The following is an 18,094-nucleotide window of genomic DNA, read 5'->3' as shown; positions in this document are numbered from 1 at the left end:
CGCCTAGTAAAGCCAGCCATCTTGTTTGCGGACCGAGTGCACCTTGTTAGTTCTCGGTCGACTATCGATCATTTCGTAGGAATGCACGGTTGGCGCATAACCAACATGCCCATGCGCCAGATACAGACATACCTCAATCTTTCGATCGACCGGAATCCGGAAGACCTCGAACTTCTCGGTCTAACTACACTAGACCTAGCCGAAGCCAATGAGGCCCGTTCAGTGAGAGAATCCCTGCGCCAGGCAGGATCGGACAATGAGGCGGCTCAAAATGTCTTCAGCAAGGTTGTGCTTCCATTCTGGGAGCGATATTCCGATCATATAGACAAGGTCATCTACGCGCTCCGGCTAGTTTGGGCAAACAGGCGCAAGGCCCTTATGGCACCTGACTTGAAGCCGGCTATAGACCGAGAAGTCTTAACTGTGCAGGGCTGGGTAGAGGACCTGCCGCCGCACGAACGGATGTTCTTGGCCGACGAGGAATTTCTCACTGAGAGCTTCGCTGGGATGATTGAACGGCTTCAAGATCCCGCTCGGGTCGCCATGCTGGATCCCGCGCTCGCGCCTCCACCAGAACCTGCCGGCTCAGTAAGGCCCGACGCCCCCGCTGCATTGGCAAGTGCGGTCATCTCGCGGCTGCCTGGGCTTGACGACTTGCCGCTGATCGAAGTTCTTGATCTACGTGAAGAGTTGTCGGAATATCTTCCCTACTTCCGCAGTGAGATGATCCGACTGTCCGAAGACCTGACTGATGCGCAGAGTCACAAAGATGTCGCGGCGGAGATTGATCGGCGATGGCATAGGGACCTCGCTCCCGCAATGGAGGAAATACGCAGGGAGGTTGCCGCCGCGCGCTATCCGAGACGACTACTGGATGCCGTGACCAGCGATCCAGCAACAATGGCTTCAGGGGCCGGGGCACTTGTGATTGCGACTGGAGGTCTAGCTGTTGGACTGAGCGCATTGATTCCAGCGTTAGCTGCGGCAGCTTATCCGTTTCTGAAAGCTAAAACACTTAGGGACCTACAGCTCCAGAATGCCCAAACGAACAAGTTATTCTTTCTCTATGCCTTGCAAAACCGAATTACCCGTTAAATCCGCCTGTCTTTCGGGAGAGACCGGCGGGCCGATGACGGGCGCACGTTGGCTACACCATGGCGATCACGGCGATCTGTGATCGTGGCCGCATTGGCCACTACTGCGTACGGCCTGTATCGGCAGCGGGGGGCAGGACGCGTACGCCGGGCCTGGGGTGTGGCAGGCCCAGATCGGGACGGCCTGGCGGCTTTCACGGCCGCCTGTTCGGAGACTGCCGCTGCGACAGCGGTCGAGGTCAGACCTGACGTAGCCGGTCCGAGCCGGCCAGGCGGTGCATCGCGGCGAGCATGAGGCAGGCGTTTGACCGACTCCGACCGCTCCGGCTGTCGGCGGCGGAGCGGTAGCGGCCTGCCATTCGGGTCAGCAGTCGGTACCGTCGCGCCACCCGATCATCGGCAGACACAGCAGGATGGTCCAGCACGTCCGTATGCAAACGGTCGCTCAACTCATTCTCGATGTAGGTCAAGACCCCCGCGAGGTGTGTATCACGTTCGGCCACAGCTAGGACCCGCCGCGCGCCACTGTCGGCGATCAACTCGGGCGAGTCGATGCTATGACGGTGCGTCGTACCAGCACTACTCATCTCGTGACGGTAGTGCGGCGAGGATGCGCCCGGATAGAGCACCACGAGGGACCCGTGGTCGTCCTGGCGTCTGCTCAGCTCATCGTTCGGTCGACTCTCGGCTCGTCCAGCCATCGCTGCGGTGGACGAGATGGACCCGCCGTCAGTTCTCTTGGCACCCACAGTCGTGGGCGCACAATTGCCCTGCGGTCCGGTGCTCAGATCGGAGGCGTGGGCAGGTCGGTCGCTCGTCCCCTCGCTCGGAGTGCGTCGGCGGCCACGATCCCGGCCAGGACCGCGGCGACTGCGGCGGCGATCGCTACTGGTGGTAGGTGTCCCAGGGTCATGGCTGGTGCGATCAGGGCGAGGAGGACCAGGCCGATGATTCGGGGCCAGGAGATCGAGCCGACTACCTGGTATTCGAACAGTGCACGTCCGGCCAGGAACACCACGGGTCCGCCGAGGATGGCGTACAGCCAGACCGGGGTGGTGCGTCCGAGCGGGGTGGTGACGAACAGTTCGTAGCCGACCGAGGCGAGGACGATCCCGGCGACCATCAGTAGGTGGGTGTAGGTCATCGCGATCCCGAGTCGGGCCGGTTGACGAGCCGAGGTGATCGCCGCGGGTAGGAGCTGTCCGGCGCGGTGGAAGTAGACCCGCCAGAGCAGCACGGTGGTCAGGAACGCGACCAGGAACGCGGTTGTCCGGTCGAGGGCGAAGTTCTCGCCGCTGAAGGTCAGGCCGATCACCAGGATCGACTCGCCCAGGGTGACGAGCAGGAATTGTTGGTACCGCTCGGCCAGGTGCTCCCCTGCGATCGACCACTCGGCGACGCGGGAGCGGCCGAGTTTCGGGGTCGGCCAGCCGGACGCCGCTCCGGCGAAGTCGAGCGCGACCGCCAGGGTCCACAGCACGCCGCGTACGCCGTGGTGCGCGGTCACGCCGCCGAGCAGCCAGAGCACCGCGCTCATCCCGAGCCAGAAGATCACCCGCAGGGAGAGGATCCGCTCGCGCTGATGGACGACCGCGAGGAACACCGATCGGCCGAGTTGGACCGCCACGTACGCCCCGGCGAACACGACCGCGCGCTCGTTGAACCCTTGGGGGACGGCGACCGCCATCACCATCGCACCGAACATGCTGGCGATGACGACGAACTGGATCTCGGGCCGGTCCGGGTCCAGCCGGCTCGTCACCAGCGCGGTGAACGACCACACCAGCCAGAGCGCCAGGAACAGCAACAGGGTCTGGCCCGCCTCGGAGAACAGGATCCGCCGGTCGGTACTGAAATCCGTGATCAACCGCTGCGACACCCGGGTCAACGCGAACACGAAGACCAGGTCGAAAAACAGTTCCAGGAACGTGGCCCGCTGCGAGGTCGCCTCGGTACGGAGCAGCCCGATATCCCCGGCACCGGTCATTCGCCCACCCCACCGGAACCAGTCACCGGGCCCCTCATCCACCAGCGATCCTCAGAACCAACGAGGCAGCACCCGGCCTAGATGCTCCCCTCGCCACATGCGCGGATCGAGACAGGGCGTGCGGCCCGAGTTGTGGATCGGATGTACGGCGCGGCGGGACCAACGACGGGCTGCCGTGGCGCTGTGGAGGTGCTGGTCGGCCGAGCGCGTCTACCCAGGCCGGCGCCCGTACGCGCCGAGCAGCCCAGCCGCTGTAGCGGGGCTGGGTGTGTCGCCGTGGTGGCTGCCGTTTCCGTCGCGTCCCGCACCATGCCCGGCCCGGTCCGGCGCGCAAGGGGAGCCCGGCTCTCGCGACCCTCGCAGCGGCGGTTGGCGGTGTCGGGGTCGCCGGTCGCGAGTCCGGTCTCGGTTCCCTTGCGCGTTCGGTCCTCGGGCCGGGCTTTGGTTGGGAACGCGCCGGGCGGCAGCAGCCCACGGGAAGGTCATCGCACGTTCAGGTGGCGGTGCCCGAGCGGGTGTGTCGCGGCGTCGAAGAACATGATGTGGTGCCGGTCGTGGAACAGGTCGGTGAGTTCGGCGATGCGTCGCTGTTGCCTGCGGGCGCCCGCGCCGGTACGCATCGAGATCGCGATGCGCCGGGCCGGTCCGCTGTCGATGGCGTCGACGATGTGCTGGTCGTGTGGGCTGAGGCTGGAGCCGAAGATGACCAGGTCGTGATGGTCGAGGGCGAGTTGGCGTAGGGCGAAGGACAGGTAGTCGCTGCGGCGGATGGCCCGGAGTTTGTCGGCACTGCTTCCTTCGCTGACAAGCAGTGCTTGCCGTTCGGGGTGGTCGAGGTAGCGCTTCTCCAGGTCGAGGAGTCTGCCGCCGTCTTCGTGTTCCCACTTGCCGGTGGTTCCGGTGCGTTCGTCCTGCCAGAGGTGCAGGCCGCCGTGCAGGTGCAGCAGTTGGGTGCGGCCGAGGAAACGCGCAGGGGTCGTCAGGTCGAAGGTGAGCGGTTGGTTACGGTCGCCGCCGCGAGAGAAGAAGTCGGTGACCTTGACCCGCTGGCGGCAGGTCATGAGGCTCCAGTAGCCGAGCAGGTCGTAGTTGGTGGTGAAGACCCGCCGGTAGTTGAGCAGTTCCCCGGCGATCGCCCGCAGAGTCGTCTCGGGGATCTCGTCGTGGCGGATGTGGGTGGCGTTGACGGCTGCGAACAGTGCTTCGCGGATGTTGGCGTATTCGGCGTCGATCAGTCGTTGGCCGTTGCGGGGGCTGCCGAGGGTCGCGCTGACGCGGCGGGCGGCGCCGAGGAGTTGCAGGACGAGTTCGAAGTTGGTGGTGTCGAATTCGGCGAAGAGTTGGGCTGCGGCGGTGGAGAGGTCGGCTTCTTCGTAGAGGCTGTTGTAGGAGAAGCCGGTGCAGATGTTGATGGATGTGCCGTTGCCGAGGAACAGGGTGTTCCAGTCGCCGGGCAGGGTGGCGAAGTGCGGCAGGGTGGTCATGGCTGTTCTCCCGTGCGGTGGTCCTGTGGTCGACAGCGCCGCTCCACCCGCTTATGGGCGGCGGGGCGCGTGTTACGGTGGCGGCGCGGACCTGCCCCACGCTCGTGGATGTGCAGGTCCTGCTGTTTTCCCGCCGTCGTACGGATGGCGGCCCGGGGCGGTTCTAGAGCGCGAGCGGGCCGTGCGGGTCGAGGGGGCCGAGGGTGCGCGGATACCAGTTCCAGAAGCGTCGCTTGGCGGGCTTGCGCAGGATTGACTGGTAGGCGCTCCAGGCGGCGAAGTCGGCCATTTGGACCCATTGGTCGTGTTCGGCGGAGCGGAAGACGGGGGCTTCGATGAGCCCGCGGGTGTCCGGGTGGAGTTCTCGGTGTGCGCCCGCGTAGCGGTGGTCGCTGCCGTCGCCGTCCATGAAGATCATTCCCATGTGGCCCGTCCGGTGGAGTTCGCCGTCGAGGTGGTTGACCAGCGCCCGGTACAACTCGCGTTTGGTTTGGCTGGGGTGTCCGCCATGGCGGTAGACGGTGCCGACGGTCAGTCCCCGGATCGCGGCGATGACGTCGAGGCCGTCGCGGACGATGGCCAGTCCGTGGGTGCGAACGTGGAAGTCCGGGTTCAGGGATGGTCGGCTTCGGCCGCTGGTGAGGTCGGTGGCGTGGAGGCGGGCGCCGGGTGGGATGCGGTGTCGGGCGTAGAGGTCGGCGCGGAAGCGCAGCCACTGCTGTTGGGCTGCGGCCCAGCTTTCCGGGGCGAGGGCGAGCCAGGTGAAGGTGGTGTAGCCGGTGTCGGCGGATCCTGAGTCGTCGATGTAGTGCAGGCGGAACCGGGTGTGGTGATTCATGGGGCTTCTCCAGGCGAGGGGTCGACGCGGCGGGTCAGCGGGGTAGGCACTGGGTTTCGAGCCAGTGGTCGACGTCGGCCTTGCGGTACCGGTTGTAGCGCCCGACTTTGTAATATTTGGGGCCTTTACGCTGGTGGTTGAGGAAGTAGAGGGTTTGCTCCTCGATGCCCAGGTAGCGGGCTGTTTGTTCGTGGGTCCACATTTTTGACTCGTCCATCATCCGCTCCTTGCTGTCATTGAGACGGCAGCCTGACCGGCACATCTGTCGTTCAGGACGCAGACTTTGCACGAGGGGCTTGCGTACTGTCAAGGGGACGAGTAATACTGTCTCCATGACAGCACGCGATGCGGATGAGGCGCCTGCCCAGGTGACTGCGCCCATCAGCCCGGGGGCACTGATCATCGGCCGGCTCAAGGACGGCCGCGCCCGACTGGGCGGGATCAGCACCTACCAGCTGGCCGACCGGCTCGCCGCGATGACCGGCGGCGGGACGAAGCTCAGCGCCAACGTGCTGCAGAATCTGGAAGCGGGGCGTCGGCAGCAGGCGGTCACCGTCGAGGAGATGCTCCTGCTGTCCCTCGCGCTCGGTGTGCCGCCGGAGTTCTTCCTCGCCCCGCCGGAGGGTGACCGGGTCCAACTCGCGCCTGCCGTGGTCATCGACTCCGAGGCGTTCCTGGCGTGGGTACGTGGCCGCCGGCCCCTCCCCCTCACCGACTCGACCCAGTACGAGCAGGTCAGCGCCGAAGTGCTGGGCGACACCGGGTCCGCGACCAACGCGGACCTGAAATCCGAGTTCCTCCGCAACGCGGCGGGAATGCTCGACGACTTCCTCGCCGACAGCGACCAGATCATCCGGCAGACCCGCGGCCAGGTCCGCGACCTGCTGGAAGAGCTGCGCGCAGCGGTCGACGGTGAGACCAGCCGCGAGGACCTGCTCAAGACGATCGACAGCTACCTCGCCCGGCTGCCCGCCAGCTAACCCCTCAACCGCACCCGCCTGACCCGGTGGCTCCCATCGGGCACACCGGGCGATAACCCCATATCCGAACACCGTCCAGCGGCCTTCGCCGTTGGGTCGATACCCCACACCCATACACAGCCCGGCCGGCCGACGGCCTCTGGGCCGATGCCCCACGCCCTGATCCACCCGTGACGCGCGGCGCCGACGGGGCGATCCCACACGCCCTCACCCCACCTCCCCGACGGAAGGAAGTACCCCTCATGTACTGCTCGCACATCCCCAACAACGGGGCCACCCACTACCGCGTGACCTGGCGGGATCCCCAAACCAACCGTCGTCACCAGCAGACCTTCACCAACCGCGTCGACGCCGACGAGTTCTCCACCAAGCCGAGGCATAACCCGAGCGACACCGGGACCTCGGAACCTCAGACACTTTCCCGGCTGTGCGAACAGTCGATCGCCGGTCGCCCGTTGACCGACTCGACCGTGAACCGCCTGCGGTCGATATGCCGGACGAGCATCGCCGCGTTTTTCGGCGACCGCCACCCCGGCGACATCACTCCCGAGATGGTCGCAGCTTGGGTCCGCTGGCTCACCGACGAGCGCCACTACAGCCCGCGTACCGTCCGCGACCACTTCCGGGTCTTGGCGTCCACGACCCGCTGGGCCTCGCAGATCGGAATCCTGCGCGCCGATCCCTGCCGCTGGGTCGCTCTGCCCCGTATCCCACGGCCTGCCGGTCGCGCTCCCGAACCGAGCAGCCGCAGGCGTGTCGGCGGTGGCAGCTCCGGCTCGGCGATGGGCCACAGCCGCGACCACGACCCGATCGCGCGGCTACGCCGCGCGCTGCACGACGCGACCCCCGAGGACATCCAGGCGTTGCTGCGCGAGTTCCACGACTGACCGACGACCACCCCGCTCCCCCGCTTTCGCACTGCTCGTCACCGGGTGCCGCACACCCCTCGCACCGCGCGGCGTCCGGTGACTCCAGAAAGGACACATCCCTCATGTCCACGCGGACTCACCACCGCCAGCTCTTAAGGCAACGGCCGTGGGCTGGGTAGACACCTACGAAGGTGACGGCCAGCGGACCTACTACGCCCGCTACCGCGACCGGCTCGGCATCAAGCAGACCCAGGGCATCTACACCGTCAAACGCGACGCCGAGGCCGCCGCCAAGTCCGCCGACGTCAAGAACGCCGAAGGGCGGATGGGTGACCCCCGCCGGGGCCGGCAATCGTTCGAGCGTTACGTCATCGAGCAGTGGCTGCCGTTCCACGTCATCGAGGCATCCACACTCCAGGGCTACACGTACCAGATCAACAGGCACCTGATCCCGTACTTCGGCGCCATGCGCCTGGTCGACATCACGCCCACCGACATCCGCGAGTGGGTCAGCAAGATGACCGCCGACGGCATGAAACCCAAAACCCTCAAGAACATCAAGAACATCCTGTCGGCGATCTTCACCACCGCCCTCAACGACCAGATCATCTTCTTCCACCCGTGCAAGGGCGTCACCACACCCCACGCGCCGACCAGACAACTGAGGATCATCACCCCGGAGCAGTTCGACGTCATCTACGACGCGCTGCCCGACTCGTTCATGCAGTTGCTCGTCGAGGTCTCCATCGAAACCGGCCTGCGGTGGGGTGAACTCACCGAACTACGCGTCGGTGACCTCGACAAGCGCACCGGCGTGTTCTCCATCCAACGCGCCGTCGTACAGATCGACGCGAAGTTCCACCCGGACGGGGAGAACTTCCTCGTCAAGGAGTACCCGAAGGATCGTGACCCCCGCCGGGTCGACGTCACCGAACAGGTCCTGGCCCGGCTCCTGCATCACATCGCCCAACATCAACTCGGCGACACGGACCTCATCTTCCGCTGGCAACACCCCCCGGCGGCCGGCACCCGCACCCCGCCGAACCCCGACACCCTCGGACTCACCGAACCGAACGAGAAGGGCCGCCAGTACCGGCACGGCACCACCACCGCCTACACCGCGGGCAAATGCCGCTGCCAGCACTGCCGCGACGCGTTCGCGATCTACCGCGCCAAGCGGCGTAACGCCGGCAAGGACTCCCCCCGCCGGCCCCGGCAGCGCCACGTCGACGCCGATGGCCACATCCCCCGCGAGTGGTTCCGCAACCAGATCTGGAAACCGGCGCTCGCCGTCGCCAACATCGGTATCCACGTACGGCCGCACGACCTACGCCATGCCCACGCGTCCTGGCTCGTCGCCGCCGGCGTCGACCTGCAGAAGGTCAAGGACCGGCTCGGCCACGCCAGCATCACCACCAGCGAGAAATACCTACACACCCTGCCCGACCTCGACAAGGCCACCATCAACGCCTTCGCCTCCATCCGCAACCGGAGCAGACGGTAACCACCGAGCCGGAGGTGAGGTCACTCCAGATCGGGCATCCTGCCCTCGGCGCGCAGTTGCTGGAAGTGCAGCTCCGGCGGCGGCTCCTGGTCCCAGTCCGACGGCCGCGGCGTTTCCGGACCGTCCGCGCCCACCCGGATAAACGACTCGACCCGGGTCACCCGGCAGCGGACACCCTTCACCTCGAACTCGTCGGTGGTCGGCGCCTCGAACTCCTCGACCGCACGGTCGTACGCGGCTCTGATTTCTTCGAACGAGGCGTTCTCGTGCGGGACGATGTCCTCGAACGTGAAGCTCGCCAGTTCCCGGGCGGCTCCCGGCGTCGGTTCCATCGAGAACGACCGGGGCCGCCACGTCCCGTCGACGTACTCACCGAGGGTGAAGCCGACCGGTAGCAGCACCACGTTCGGGTGCGTGACCAACGCGCGGCGGGAGTCCTCCCGTACCTCGTCGGGAAGCACCCCCGCCGACTTGTAGATCGCGGGGACGAGCTCCATCCGCAGGATGCCGTCGGACAACCCGGTGCTCGCGCCCGGGTCGATGACGAATCCCTCCATCTGCGACCCCACCGAGCCCGTCGCGCGTCCCTTGCCCTGTGGGCGGGGGTCCGGGTCGGTGGGCCGGGGCGGCTCCGGCCCGTCCGGTCCCATCCGGATGAACGGCTGGGCGCGGATGATGCGATAGCGGCGGCCGTTGACGGTAAGGTCGTTGACCACCTCCCAGTCCAGCAGCCGGATCGCCGCCTCGTACTCCTTGCGCTCGGCCGCGTTCTCGGCGGTGTCCGGCGTCTCGCTCAACAGCCGCCGGAAGTGGGAACCCAGACCATCACGGGTGCCCTGCGGCCGGTTCCCAATCAGGCTCAGAATCCGCCACCGGCCGTCGACTTCCTCAGCGGAGCCGAAGACGGGGGCACCCCACATCAGCCTGGGATAGGCGACCGAACGGCGCCGCGCGTCATCCTCAGACACCGCCGACACCGGATCGTCCCGATGCTCGATCTTGATCAGCAGATGATCGGGCACCTGCTCACCGTATTGCCTCATGCACGCAGTGTGCCTCGCCGTCCATCAACCCGCAGCCCCACCACGCCCACCCGATACGCCGACCTGAGCGCGCCGGGCCAGGATGCACAAGCGGAGCCGGACACATCACGACCGGGCGCGACGTATCCGGCTCAGGCAATTAACTCGCCCACAGGTTCACCGGCAGGGACTCAGTCCGCGCCAAGGTGCGCGAGAATACCGGGCACTGCCACCCGATAACACCGCCCCACGCGCATCACCCTGACAGGGAACCGGTCGTGACGGGCGAGCTCATACGCCTTGCTGCGACCAATGCCGAGGATTTGCCCAGCCGTTTCGAGGCTCGTGACCAATCCCAGTTCTCGTACCTGCTCCGGCGTCCAGCGCACCTTGCACGGCATATCAATTCTCCCCATGTCTGAAGGTTCTCCGGCGCGCGTGTTCTTGCCGGGAGGACCACTGTGCAGACATGCCCTGACCTGCGTCAACAGGCGGCGAGCCACCTGAAGACATCTGAAAATGAGTGACGGCAACTCGTAACGCCCGTCTCAAAATACGGGAGCGTCACCCGCGCATCCGACCGCGCCTCGAATTCCGGGCCGGTCACCGTTTCCGTGCACGTCGCCAATGGTGAACCGTTCGTTCCCATTCATCGGTGAATGCTCTGTGTTGCGGCCACCGATACGACGAGGCTCCGCGACCGGATTGTGGGGGTGCCGGGGTGGGGACTCGGCACGGTCCCGGTCGGTCGTGCCGTCGTCAAGCCGCCCGCCGACGCCCCACGTTCGGATCCGTGGCCGCCCGGCTTGCTCCGCTGCGCCGGGGCGCTTCGCTCGGCCGCAGATCCTCGGCGTGTGGCTGCCGGTCTGGCTTGACCCCGGCGGTGCCCGGCCGGGCCTGTCGTGCTCGTCCCCATCCCGACGGCACGCCCCCGCGGCGGTCGTCGGGATCCCCCCGAACGTTTGGGAGCCGAGCGATGTCCACCGATGACCATGTTTTCCGGAGTGTCCGAGCGGCACTGTCGCTGTATGTGGGCGGTGCCCTGCCCGAAGACCTGCGCGGGACCGCCGAAGCCCACGGCCTGCCCACAGACGGGTGGGTCTTCCCGCAGGAGTTGGCCACGACTTCCGACGCTGGCATCGACCCGCCGACGGATCTCCTCGCGCTCGGTGGGCTTCTGCTCGATCAGGCACGACAGGCCGGGGTCACGCAGTTAGTGCCCGGTGATCCTGGCTGGCCGGCTGGCACCGGCTGCGATGTACTGCCGTGCCTGTGGGTGATCGGTGACGCCGATGTCGCCGGTCTGCTGCGCGAGGCGATCACGGTCACCGGCACACCGGGCGGGACGCCGTACGGCAAGCAGGCCGTGACTGACATGGCCTACGCCCTCGCGACCTACGGCTGGACCGTCGCAGCCGGCGCCGCGACAGGTACCGATGCTCACGCCGCGCTGGCCGCGCGTGCTGCCGGACGCCCCGTGCTGCTGGTCGCGGGCAACGGCCTGGACCAGCCCTACCCCGCCGAGTTGAACGGGCTACTGGCGGATGTGGCGAAGCATGGTGCCCTGGTCAGCGCGTTCCCGCCGGGATGCCCGCGTAGTCGGGCGCGGTGGGCGGTCCAGGAGCGGCTCCTCGGCTCGCTCACCAAGGCCACGGTGGTTGTCGAGGCCATGGTCACCAGCCGGGCGTTGCTGACCGCCCAGGCCGCGGCGCAGACCGGTCGGGTCGTCTGCGCGGTCCCGGGCCCGATCACCTCTACCTGGTCGGCGGGCTGTCACCGGTTGATCGCCGAGGGCACCGCCCGGCTGGTCATCCTCGCCGCCGATGTCATCGCGGCTATCGACCCGCCGGTCGTCCCCGACGGGTCGGAGCAGTCGTTGTTCCAGGTCACTGGCACCGCGTCGTGGGATGACGGCCGTTGGCACACGCGGCAGGTACCGGAGTTCCTCGTCCGGGCCGCATCACACCGGGACGCCGCCGACCGCGGGTTCGAGGTCATCTTCGCGGCGAACCCGCACGCGTACGCGACCTTCGACGCCGGGGTCGTGGGCCCCGGCGGGGTGTACGAGGCCATCCAGATCACCACCGGCTGACCCACCGCACGTACCCCCGCTCGCCTCCGGCAGGTGGCAGGCCAACGGTGTCTCCCTACCTCGCCCGTCCTTCCCCGGACGAGAACCGCTTGCGGGCCACCCGGTGACAGCGCTCTGCGCACCGGGACGGCTCACCACCTCCCCTGCCTTGCCAACACCCCTCGAATCACAGCCCTCACAGGAGGAATCCGTGTCCCTGCCCGATATCAACGAGTTGCAAGACCTGCTCACTCCGCTGTTCCAGGCGATGGAATGGGCGGAGGAGGAAATCGAAGCGGCACGACGCAGACACCGCTACGCCGCCGACCGTATCTGGCACAGCTTCTTGCTCCTCACGCCCACACATGACCTGATGAGCCGTTCGGAGGCTGTGTACCGGTCGCATTGCCGGGAACTGCTCGACCGGGTAGCACGTCGCGAAGACACCCGACCAGGTACTGCCGCCGAGTGCTGCATCGCCCTGTCCGAAACCAGTCTGCGGGCACCGCTGAACACCAGCGCGGCCGGCCTCTACGCCCGCATGTGGGCCCTCGCCCAACTGCCGGCGATCGAGATGACGGACAGCAGCGTGCACTACGAAGCCCTGGAGGGTTCGTCGATCGACCAGCAGGAAGCATGGCTTCGCCGCAAGCTGCGCCAGGAGTCGCGGATAACGGTCACGAGCATTGCCGCCGCAGCCGTGTCACGTCAGGCGTCAGCGGCCTGACGGGTCTCGGCGTCGCGCCCCTGACGCTCATCACCACCTCGTAGACGAAGTACGGGAACCACTGGCCGGTGGGCCTCGATGGTCCCGTCCGCAACTCGCAAGCCGTGTGACTGGCCTGCCCGTCGTAGCGCCATAGCCGATTCGGCAGCACGAAGATCCGTCGCGGTTCGCCGCGTTTTGATCGCTGTTTCTCAGCCCGCCTGATGGCGGGCTTTTTTTTGTTTCTGGGAGACCTCTCATGCCCGCTACCACCATCGCCGTCATCGCGGCGATCGCCACCGCCGAAGTCCTCCAAGCCGTCGCCGTTGGCCTGAAACTGCGGCATCTGCACCGCCGTATCGCGACCATCGCCGAGAGCGCCGGCAGGGACTACCTCACCGGAATCGCCGGACGACGGGGCCTACACGACGCCCACCGCGACCTGGCCATCGCCGGTACCCCGCCTGGTGTCCTGCTTCTCGACCTGGCCCTGTTCAAGGACGTCAACGACACCTTCGGCCACGACACCGGCGACGACCTCCTGTCCGCAGTCGCCGCCCGCCTGGCCACCGTCGCCACCACGCAGCGCGGGCTCGCCGGGCGTCTCGGCGGCGACGAGTTCGTCCTGCTCCTCCCGCACGCCATCACCGACCAGCAGCTCCTGGACGCCGCCGCCGCGGTCCAACAAGCGCTCGCCGAACCCATCACCATCGACGGGGCACCCGGTCCGATTCCGGTGACCTGCGTGATCGGGCTGGCGCCACCGAACGCGACACCCGTTCCGGGTAAACCGTTCCGGGCCGCCGACATCGCCCTCTACCACGCCCGCCACCACCGGCAGACCCACGCCATCTACCACCCCGGCATGACCTACCCCACCGCTGCCGACCGGCACGGCGCCCGCCTGCGCGACCAGCGGCCCGCTCCGCCCGTCGCCGTCTTCGACACCACCAGGTTCCACCGCCTGGTCGACGGGGATGTCTCCCGCGACCTCGCGCACCCGGACAACATCGCCGAACTGAACGGCCTTCTGGAGGTACTCGACCCGGGCAGTCGTGACTTCGGTACCGATGTTCACGACCTGCTCGTCCGATGCGTCGCGCACGGCGCGATGCGGTACCGGGAGCCGATTACCGACGTCAGCGTCCACCCGACCACCGTCGGCGAGGCCCGTGATGGTGGCTTCCTTCTGCTGGTCCACCTGGACAACGCGGTCACCGTCGCCGCCCCGCAGATCCACCCACGCATGTTCCACGGCCAGCGCCCGCGGACGGCGGACCTCGTGCTCAAGGAGATCGCGGAGACCGTCTGCCGGGTCTACGACACCTACCGCGCCCACACGTTCACCCCTCGGCGCCCGCGATGAGCGACACCACGTTGCCGCACCTGTCAGCGTGGTGCCAGCGGTGGAACCAGGGCCGCCACAGCTGGGTTCACCGCCGACACGGTGGCTTCAACGCCCGCCGCTACCAAACCGTCGACTTGCCCGAAGCCGAGGCGAAACGCTACGTCCTTCGGCATCATTACGCCCACAGTTGGCCATCGGCGCGGATGCGGTTTGGCATGATCGACCGCCACGACGGCAGCCTATGCGGAGTGCTGGTCCTCGGCGTTCCCGTGCACCAGCACGTCCTGACCCGCCCGTTCCCAGATCTTGAGCCCTACACCGAGTCATTGGATCTTGCGCGGCTCGTCCTGGGCGATGTGCCAGCGAACGGCGAATCGTGGTTCACCACAGCCGCTCTACGAATGGCGGCCGAACGCGGAGTACGCGGCGTCGTCGCGTTCGCTGACCCCATCCCTCGGGTCCAGCATACGCCCGACGGTCCCGTGACCATCAGCCCAGGGCACGCCGGCACGATCTACCAGGCATGTTCGGCGATCTACACCGGACTCGCCACGCCCCGGTCGCTGATCATGCTCCCGAACGCCACCGTGCTCAACGCACGGGCGGTCGCCAAGCTTGTTGGGAATGAGCGTGGTGCGCGCGGTGTCGTCGCCCGCCTGGTAGCGCTCGGCGCACCACCTCCGGCCGAGGACCAGCCGCCGGGCCGGTGGCTCACCGAAGCGCTCGCCGTCATCGGGGCCACGACCGTCCGGCACCCGGGTAACCACCGGTACCTGATGCGGCTGGGCTCACCTGCGCAGCGGCGGCGTACTCGTATCGACCTGTCCGCTCACCGTTACCCCAAGCGTCACCGGCCGGGCCGGCAGATCCAGTCCGCCCTTGCCGCGTTGGGTCCGGCGCCCGTTGTTGGTCGGCGCTGAAAACACCGAACCTGCCGAGATCACCGGCGGCCGGCCGCGAAGGCAGGCCGGCGCTGTTTGCTTTCCGCGTTGGCGGCGCACGGCAACCCTGCGGTGCCGCTCTCGCTGAACGGCTCCTAGCTCTAGTAGCTCATGACGCTGTTGACACCGGAGCTACCCGAACGTTTGAGGAGTTGCGAACCATGTACGACGACGACATCGGCGACACCGAGTTCCCGCAGGCCGTGTGCATTAACACCCAGGCGCACGCGAAGCACCGGATCGCCGGAACGTGGCGCGATCAGTGCCCCGGCCTCGAAGAGGAGGTGGGCGGCATTCCCGCCACGGCGGAGGAACGCGACGTTCCCGCGTTCACGCCCATCCGCGTGGACCAGGCCGACCCGGGGGCGGTCGTCCTCGGCACCGTCGACCACGGGGGAATCGTCCACACGTTCTTCTGCGAGCGGGGGCCATACGCCGGCCTCACCCGCACTCTCGCCACCCGCCACGCCGGCAAAGCCGGCTGGTGGCGGCTCACCTTCGACGACGGATACCAAAGCGAACACCTCGGGTTCGAGCTACTCGCCGTCACCGGGCAGACCCTGGTCGGAACCGTGACGGACCAGACCGCCACCGACAACGATGACCAGCAACGGGTGACGGTGCTGTGAACATTCAGCGCACCGCTTATCACGGTCTCGAGCGCATGTCGGACCGCGTGACCGCGAAGGCGGTTCGGTCCGGGGTGGTGCTCATCGGCGGCGTTCGGTACGCGTACAACTTCGATCCGCGCGTGCCCGGCTATCACTTCTCCGACCCCGAGGGAAATCACGTCGTGACAGTGCTGGGCAAGCGGATTAGCAGAGTCAAGGTCAACTTCCGGGAATATATGGGCGAGTAGCTCTGAGCCGCGGTTGGGCGGTCCGGGCCGGCGTATACGGCGTGCCTGGGTTGGGGACTCGGCACGGTCCCGGCCGGTCGTGCCGTCGTCAAGCCGCCCGCCGACGCCCCACGTTCGGATCCGTGGCCGCCCGGCTTGCTGCGCTGCACCGGGCGCTTCGCTCGGCCACAGATCCTCGGCGTGGGCCTGCCGGTCCGGCTTGACCCCGGCGGTGCCCGGCCGGGCCTGTCGTGCTCGTCCCCATCCCGACGGCAGCGCACGCAACGGCCGGCAACGCGAGCAAAGAAAGACCACAGTGGATACCCAAGACCGCATAGCTCCGACTTTCGACACACTCGCCTATCCCATTTCTCCCGACTACGTACGGCCCTGGACCCCAGTGCGCGCGCTGTGCGAACTCATCGCGAACGCACTGGATGAAGACCGCGACGCGCAAGTGGGGTGGGCCGACGGGGTCCTGACGATTGCCGACAACGGCCCCGGTATTCCCGAGGAGGGACTCATCCTCGGCTACTCGACGAAGAATGATCAGCAAATCGGCCAGTTCGGGGAGGGGAAGAAGCTCGCCTGCCTGGTCCTTGCCCGGAGCACGGACATCGGGGCGGTCCGCTGCGAGACGGTCGGCTACAGCTTCGTCCCGACGGTCGAGCGGCGTCGGCTGCTCGGCGGCCTGATCCCGTCGCGTTCCGCGCAGGGCGCGGAGGTCCTCGTGTATCACCTGGCCCAGACCGACCGTGCTCGAGGAACCGTGATCACCGTCGAATGCCCTCAGGCAATCGCCGAGGAGGCCATCGGACGGTTCCGGGCGCTGATCGAACCCGGCTACAGGGCGCCAGGGCTCCCGGGGGCGTGTGTGTTGACCGGGGATCCCGGACGGGTCTGGATCGGCGGTGTGCTCGTCACCACCGTTCCGGGATTCCGCGCCTCCTACGATCTGCCGCTGGACAACAAGACCCTGCAGAACCGGGACCGCACTGTCATCGAGGCTGGTGCGCTACGCGACGCTGTCCGCGGCATCCTCACCGCCACCGAGGACCCGGCCGTCATCGACCGCTTCGCCACCCACGTCCTCGGCGGCGGAAGCCTGCGTGAGCCGGAACAGTTCTTCGCCGGGGTGACCCACCCCCGCGCACGGGCGGCGTGGCGGGCGTGGGGGCGCTCTCACCTGCCCGCCCAGACGTTCTACACCGCCCCGGGCGCCAACGCCGAAGCCGCCCTCGACCTGCGCGACAAGGGGTACACCGAGGTCACCGCCCGCGAGCTGCCGGCCAACCATCAGCACGCGCTGATGGACCTGCTCGGCGTCGAGATCGCCCGAGCGTCGCAGCGACGCCACTACGAGCGCAACCGCGACAAGACCACCTGGGTACCCCAGCATGCCCTCACCGTGGCGGAGCGGACGGCGTTGCGAGACGCCTGCCAGCTCGTTCGCCGCACCATCGGGTCCTACGCACTGGACCGGGTCCGGGTGTACTCCGACAGCGAGGAGTCACCCTGCTCGGCCGGGTTCTACCACCCCCGTAACGGTGACACGGCCGTCCACCGCGACACGCTGTCCAACCGACACGCGCTGCTCCGCACGCTGCTGCACGAGGCGGCGCACCGGATCGGGCATCGGGGCGGTGGCCGGTGGACTCCCATTCCCGACTACGGCGACCGAACACGGGGATTCGAAGGAATCCTCAGCGACTTCGGCGGACTGCTTCTCGGATACCTGGACGGCGGCACCCTGCCCGATCCCGTAAACCAGCCAGGCCGTGCACCGGCCGCCGGGGTGCGCCTGTCTGGTGCGGATGACCCGGCTGTGCCGGTCAGCCGGCGGGAGCTGGCGCACCTGCTCACCGATCGGCTGCCGCACGCCCTGACCGCCGGCGGGTACGCCAGCGAGGAGGACCTGGTGGCCTCCACCGCGGTCCACCCCGAATACTGGCGCACCTTGACCAACCCAAGGCCCGCCGGCTACCGCCGGAAGATGGGCGCGGGCGGCCGGGCCTGGGACTACGACAAGGTCGCCCTGCTCGCCGAGGCCGTCGGGGTGCATCCACCCGTGGTCTGGCTGGGCTACAACCTCTGCGAAGGCCCCCTCCACGGGCGTCGACGGGAGAACTGGGGCCAACCAGGCCCGTGGGCGCGCAGGATCCGCGAGCTGACCCTGCGCGCCTGCACCGACCTGGAAGCGCTCGGCGGGCCCTACGCCGAACAGATCCCCGCCCTGCGCGCCCTGGTCAACGGTCAGACACCCGCCCCGACAGGTGACGACACCTGGCAGGCCCCGGCGCGCGCTCTCGTGGCCCTCGAACGTCAGCGGCTCGGCCTGCACCTCCCCGTCCAGCCCACCTAACCGGCGGCCGGGCACAAACCACGGCCGAACAAGCCGGCACCCCCGCGTGA

General features: G+C 67.6%; 17 protein-coding genes. 11 read left to right on the top strand and 6 right to left on the bottom strand.

Features of this window, described 5'->3' with window-relative positions; genetic code table 11:
* Positions 1–111 precede the first annotated feature (111 nt).
* A complete protein-coding gene (locus ACI2K4_RS22390) occupies positions 112–1,095 on the top strand; it encodes a hypothetical protein (protein ID WP_404513833.1) in 984 nt (327 codons plus the stop codon).
* Between the two features lie 238 nt (positions 1,096–1,333).
* On the opposite strand, the gene ACI2K4_RS22385 is transcribed toward ACI2K4_RS22390, so the two are convergent.
* The 5 genes from ACI2K4_RS22385 to ACI2K4_RS22365 all read right to left on the bottom strand — a co-directional run bounded on the left by ACI2K4_RS22385 (position 1,334) and on the right by ACI2K4_RS22365 (position 5,623).
* Positions 1,334–1,501, bottom strand: a complete 168-nt coding sequence (locus tag ACI2K4_RS22385) for a hypothetical protein (protein WP_404513831.1) — start codon at positions 1,499–1,501, stop codon at positions 1,334–1,336.
* 377 nt (positions 1,502–1,878) lie between these two features.
* Positions 1,879–3,123 (bottom strand): low temperature requirement protein A, encoded by a 1,245-nt coding sequence (locus tag ACI2K4_RS22380; RefSeq protein ID WP_404513829.1) that lies wholly within the window; start codon positions 3,121–3,123, stop codon positions 1,879–1,881.
* A 440-nt stretch (positions 3,124–3,563) separates the two neighbouring features.
* Positions 3,564–4,565 (bottom strand): DUF4917 family protein, encoded by a 1,002-nt coding sequence (locus tag ACI2K4_RS22375; protein ID WP_404513827.1) that lies wholly within the window; start codon positions 4,563–4,565, stop codon positions 3,564–3,566.
* Positions 4,566–4,728: 163 nt separating this feature from the next.
* Complete coding sequence (locus ACI2K4_RS22370; protein WP_404513825.1) at positions 4,729–5,403, bottom strand: DUF3800 domain-containing protein; 675 nt, start codon at positions 5,401–5,403, stop codon at positions 4,729–4,731.
* Between the two features lie 34 nt (positions 5,404–5,437).
* Positions 5,438–5,623 (bottom strand): helix-turn-helix domain-containing protein, encoded by a 186-nt coding sequence (locus tag ACI2K4_RS22365; protein ID WP_404513823.1) that lies wholly within the window; start codon positions 5,621–5,623, stop codon positions 5,438–5,440.
* A 148-nt stretch (positions 5,624–5,771) separates the two neighbouring features.
* Here ACI2K4_RS22365 and ACI2K4_RS22360 point away from each other — a divergent pair, with 148 nt between their 5' ends.
* The 3 genes from ACI2K4_RS22360 to ACI2K4_RS22350 all read left to right on the top strand — a co-directional run bounded on the left by ACI2K4_RS22360 (position 5,772) and on the right by ACI2K4_RS22350 (position 8,756).
* Positions 5,772–6,383: a hypothetical protein gene (locus tag ACI2K4_RS22360; RefSeq protein WP_404513821.1), complete on the top strand. Its 612-nt coding sequence runs from the start codon at positions 5,772–5,774 to the stop codon at positions 6,381–6,383.
* Positions 6,384–6,625: 242 nt separating this feature from the next.
* Positions 6,626–7,270: a phage integrase SAM-like domain-containing protein gene (locus ACI2K4_RS22355; protein ID WP_404513819.1), complete on the top strand. Its 645-nt coding sequence runs from the start codon at positions 6,626–6,628 to the stop codon at positions 7,268–7,270.
* A gap of 148 nt (positions 7,271–7,418) precedes the next feature.
* A complete protein-coding gene (locus ACI2K4_RS22350) occupies positions 7,419–8,756 on the top strand; it encodes a tyrosine-type recombinase/integrase (RefSeq protein WP_404513816.1) in 1,338 nt (445 codons plus the stop codon).
* A 20-nt stretch (positions 8,757–8,776) separates the two neighbouring features.
* On the opposite strand, the gene ACI2K4_RS22345 is transcribed toward ACI2K4_RS22350, so the two are convergent.
* Positions 8,777–9,799, bottom strand: a complete 1,023-nt coding sequence (locus ACI2K4_RS22345) for a DUF5954 family protein (protein WP_404513814.1) — start codon at positions 9,797–9,799, stop codon at positions 8,777–8,779.
* Positions 9,800–10,754: 955 nt separating this feature from the next.
* Between ACI2K4_RS22345 and ACI2K4_RS22340 the strand changes: the two genes are divergently transcribed.
* The 7 genes from ACI2K4_RS22340 to ACI2K4_RS22310 all read left to right on the top strand — a co-directional run bounded on the left by ACI2K4_RS22340 (position 10,755) and on the right by ACI2K4_RS22310 (position 18,044).
* Positions 10,755–11,870: a DNA-processing protein DprA gene (locus tag ACI2K4_RS22340; RefSeq protein ID WP_404513812.1), complete on the top strand. Its 1,116-nt coding sequence runs from the start codon at positions 10,755–10,757 to the stop codon at positions 11,868–11,870.
* 190 nt (positions 11,871–12,060) lie between these two features.
* Entirely contained in the window at positions 12,061–12,576 is a 516-nt protein-coding gene (locus ACI2K4_RS22335) for a hypothetical protein (protein WP_404513810.1), read from the top strand.
* 238 nt (positions 12,577–12,814) lie between these two features.
* The gene (locus tag ACI2K4_RS22330) at positions 12,815–13,921 is read left to right on the top strand and encodes a GGDEF domain-containing protein (RefSeq protein WP_404513808.1); all 1,107 of its coding nucleotides are present in this window, start codon (positions 12,815–12,817) and stop codon (positions 13,919–13,921) included.
* Entirely contained in the window at positions 13,918–14,823 is a 906-nt protein-coding gene (locus ACI2K4_RS22325) for a hypothetical protein (RefSeq protein ID WP_404513806.1), read from the top strand. Before ACI2K4_RS22330 ends, ACI2K4_RS22325 begins: the two co-directional genes overlap by 4 nt.
* Positions 14,824–15,005: 182 nt before the next feature.
* The gene (locus ACI2K4_RS22320; protein WP_404513804.1) at positions 15,006–15,473 is read left to right on the top strand and encodes a hypothetical protein; all 468 of its coding nucleotides are present in this window, start codon (positions 15,006–15,008) and stop codon (positions 15,471–15,473) included.
* On the top strand, positions 15,470–15,703 hold the full coding sequence (locus tag ACI2K4_RS22315; RefSeq protein ID WP_404513802.1) for a hypothetical protein: 234 nt from the start codon (positions 15,470–15,472) through the stop codon (positions 15,701–15,703). The genes ACI2K4_RS22320 and ACI2K4_RS22315 overlap by 4 nt, the downstream gene beginning before the upstream one ends.
* 211 nt (positions 15,704–15,914) lie before the next feature.
* Positions 15,915–18,044 carry a hypothetical protein gene (locus tag ACI2K4_RS22310; protein ID WP_404513800.1) on the top strand — a complete coding sequence of 710 codons (2,130 nt, stop codon included), beginning with the start codon at positions 15,915–15,917 and terminating at the stop codon, positions 18,042–18,044.
* Positions 18,045–18,094: the final 50 nt, after the last annotated feature.

The organism is Micromonospora sp. NPDC050397 (assembly GCF_044901685.1).
Lineage (GTDB): Bacteria > Actinomycetota > Actinomycetes > Mycobacteriales > Micromonosporaceae > Micromonospora_G.
This window is presented reverse-complemented; position numbering and strand designations above follow the sequence as displayed.

Coding starts and splice junctions, on each gene's coding strand:
- ACI2K4_RS22325 (WP_404513806.1), top strand. CDS start 13,918: ATGAGCGACACCACGTTGCCGCACCTGTCAGCGTGGTGCCAGCGGTGG.
- ACI2K4_RS22365 (WP_404513823.1), bottom strand. CDS start 5,623: ATGATGGACGAGTCAAAAATGTGGACCCACGAACAAACAGCCCGCTAC.
- ACI2K4_RS22390 (WP_404513833.1), top strand. CDS start 112: ATGCGCCAGATACAGACATACCTCAATCTTTCGATCGACCGGAATCCG.
- ACI2K4_RS22340 (WP_404513812.1), top strand. CDS start 10,755: ATGTCCACCGATGACCATGTTTTCCGGAGTGTCCGAGCGGCACTGTCG.
- ACI2K4_RS22370 (WP_404513825.1), bottom strand. CDS start 5,403: ATGAATCACCACACCCGGTTCCGCCTGCACTACATCGACGACTCAGGA.
- ACI2K4_RS22330 (WP_404513808.1), top strand. CDS start 12,815: ATGCCCGCTACCACCATCGCCGTCATCGCGGCGATCGCCACCGCCGAA.
- ACI2K4_RS22320 (WP_404513804.1), top strand. CDS start 15,006: ATGTACGACGACGACATCGGCGACACCGAGTTCCCGCAGGCCGTGTGC.
- ACI2K4_RS22355 (WP_404513819.1), top strand. CDS start 6,626: ATGTACTGCTCGCACATCCCCAACAACGGGGCCACCCACTACCGCGTG.
- ACI2K4_RS22375 (WP_404513827.1), bottom strand. CDS start 4,565: ATGACCACCCTGCCGCACTTCGCCACCCTGCCCGGCGACTGGAACACC.
- ACI2K4_RS22345 (WP_404513814.1), bottom strand. CDS start 9,799: ATGAGGCAATACGGTGAGCAGGTGCCCGATCATCTGCTGATCAAGATC.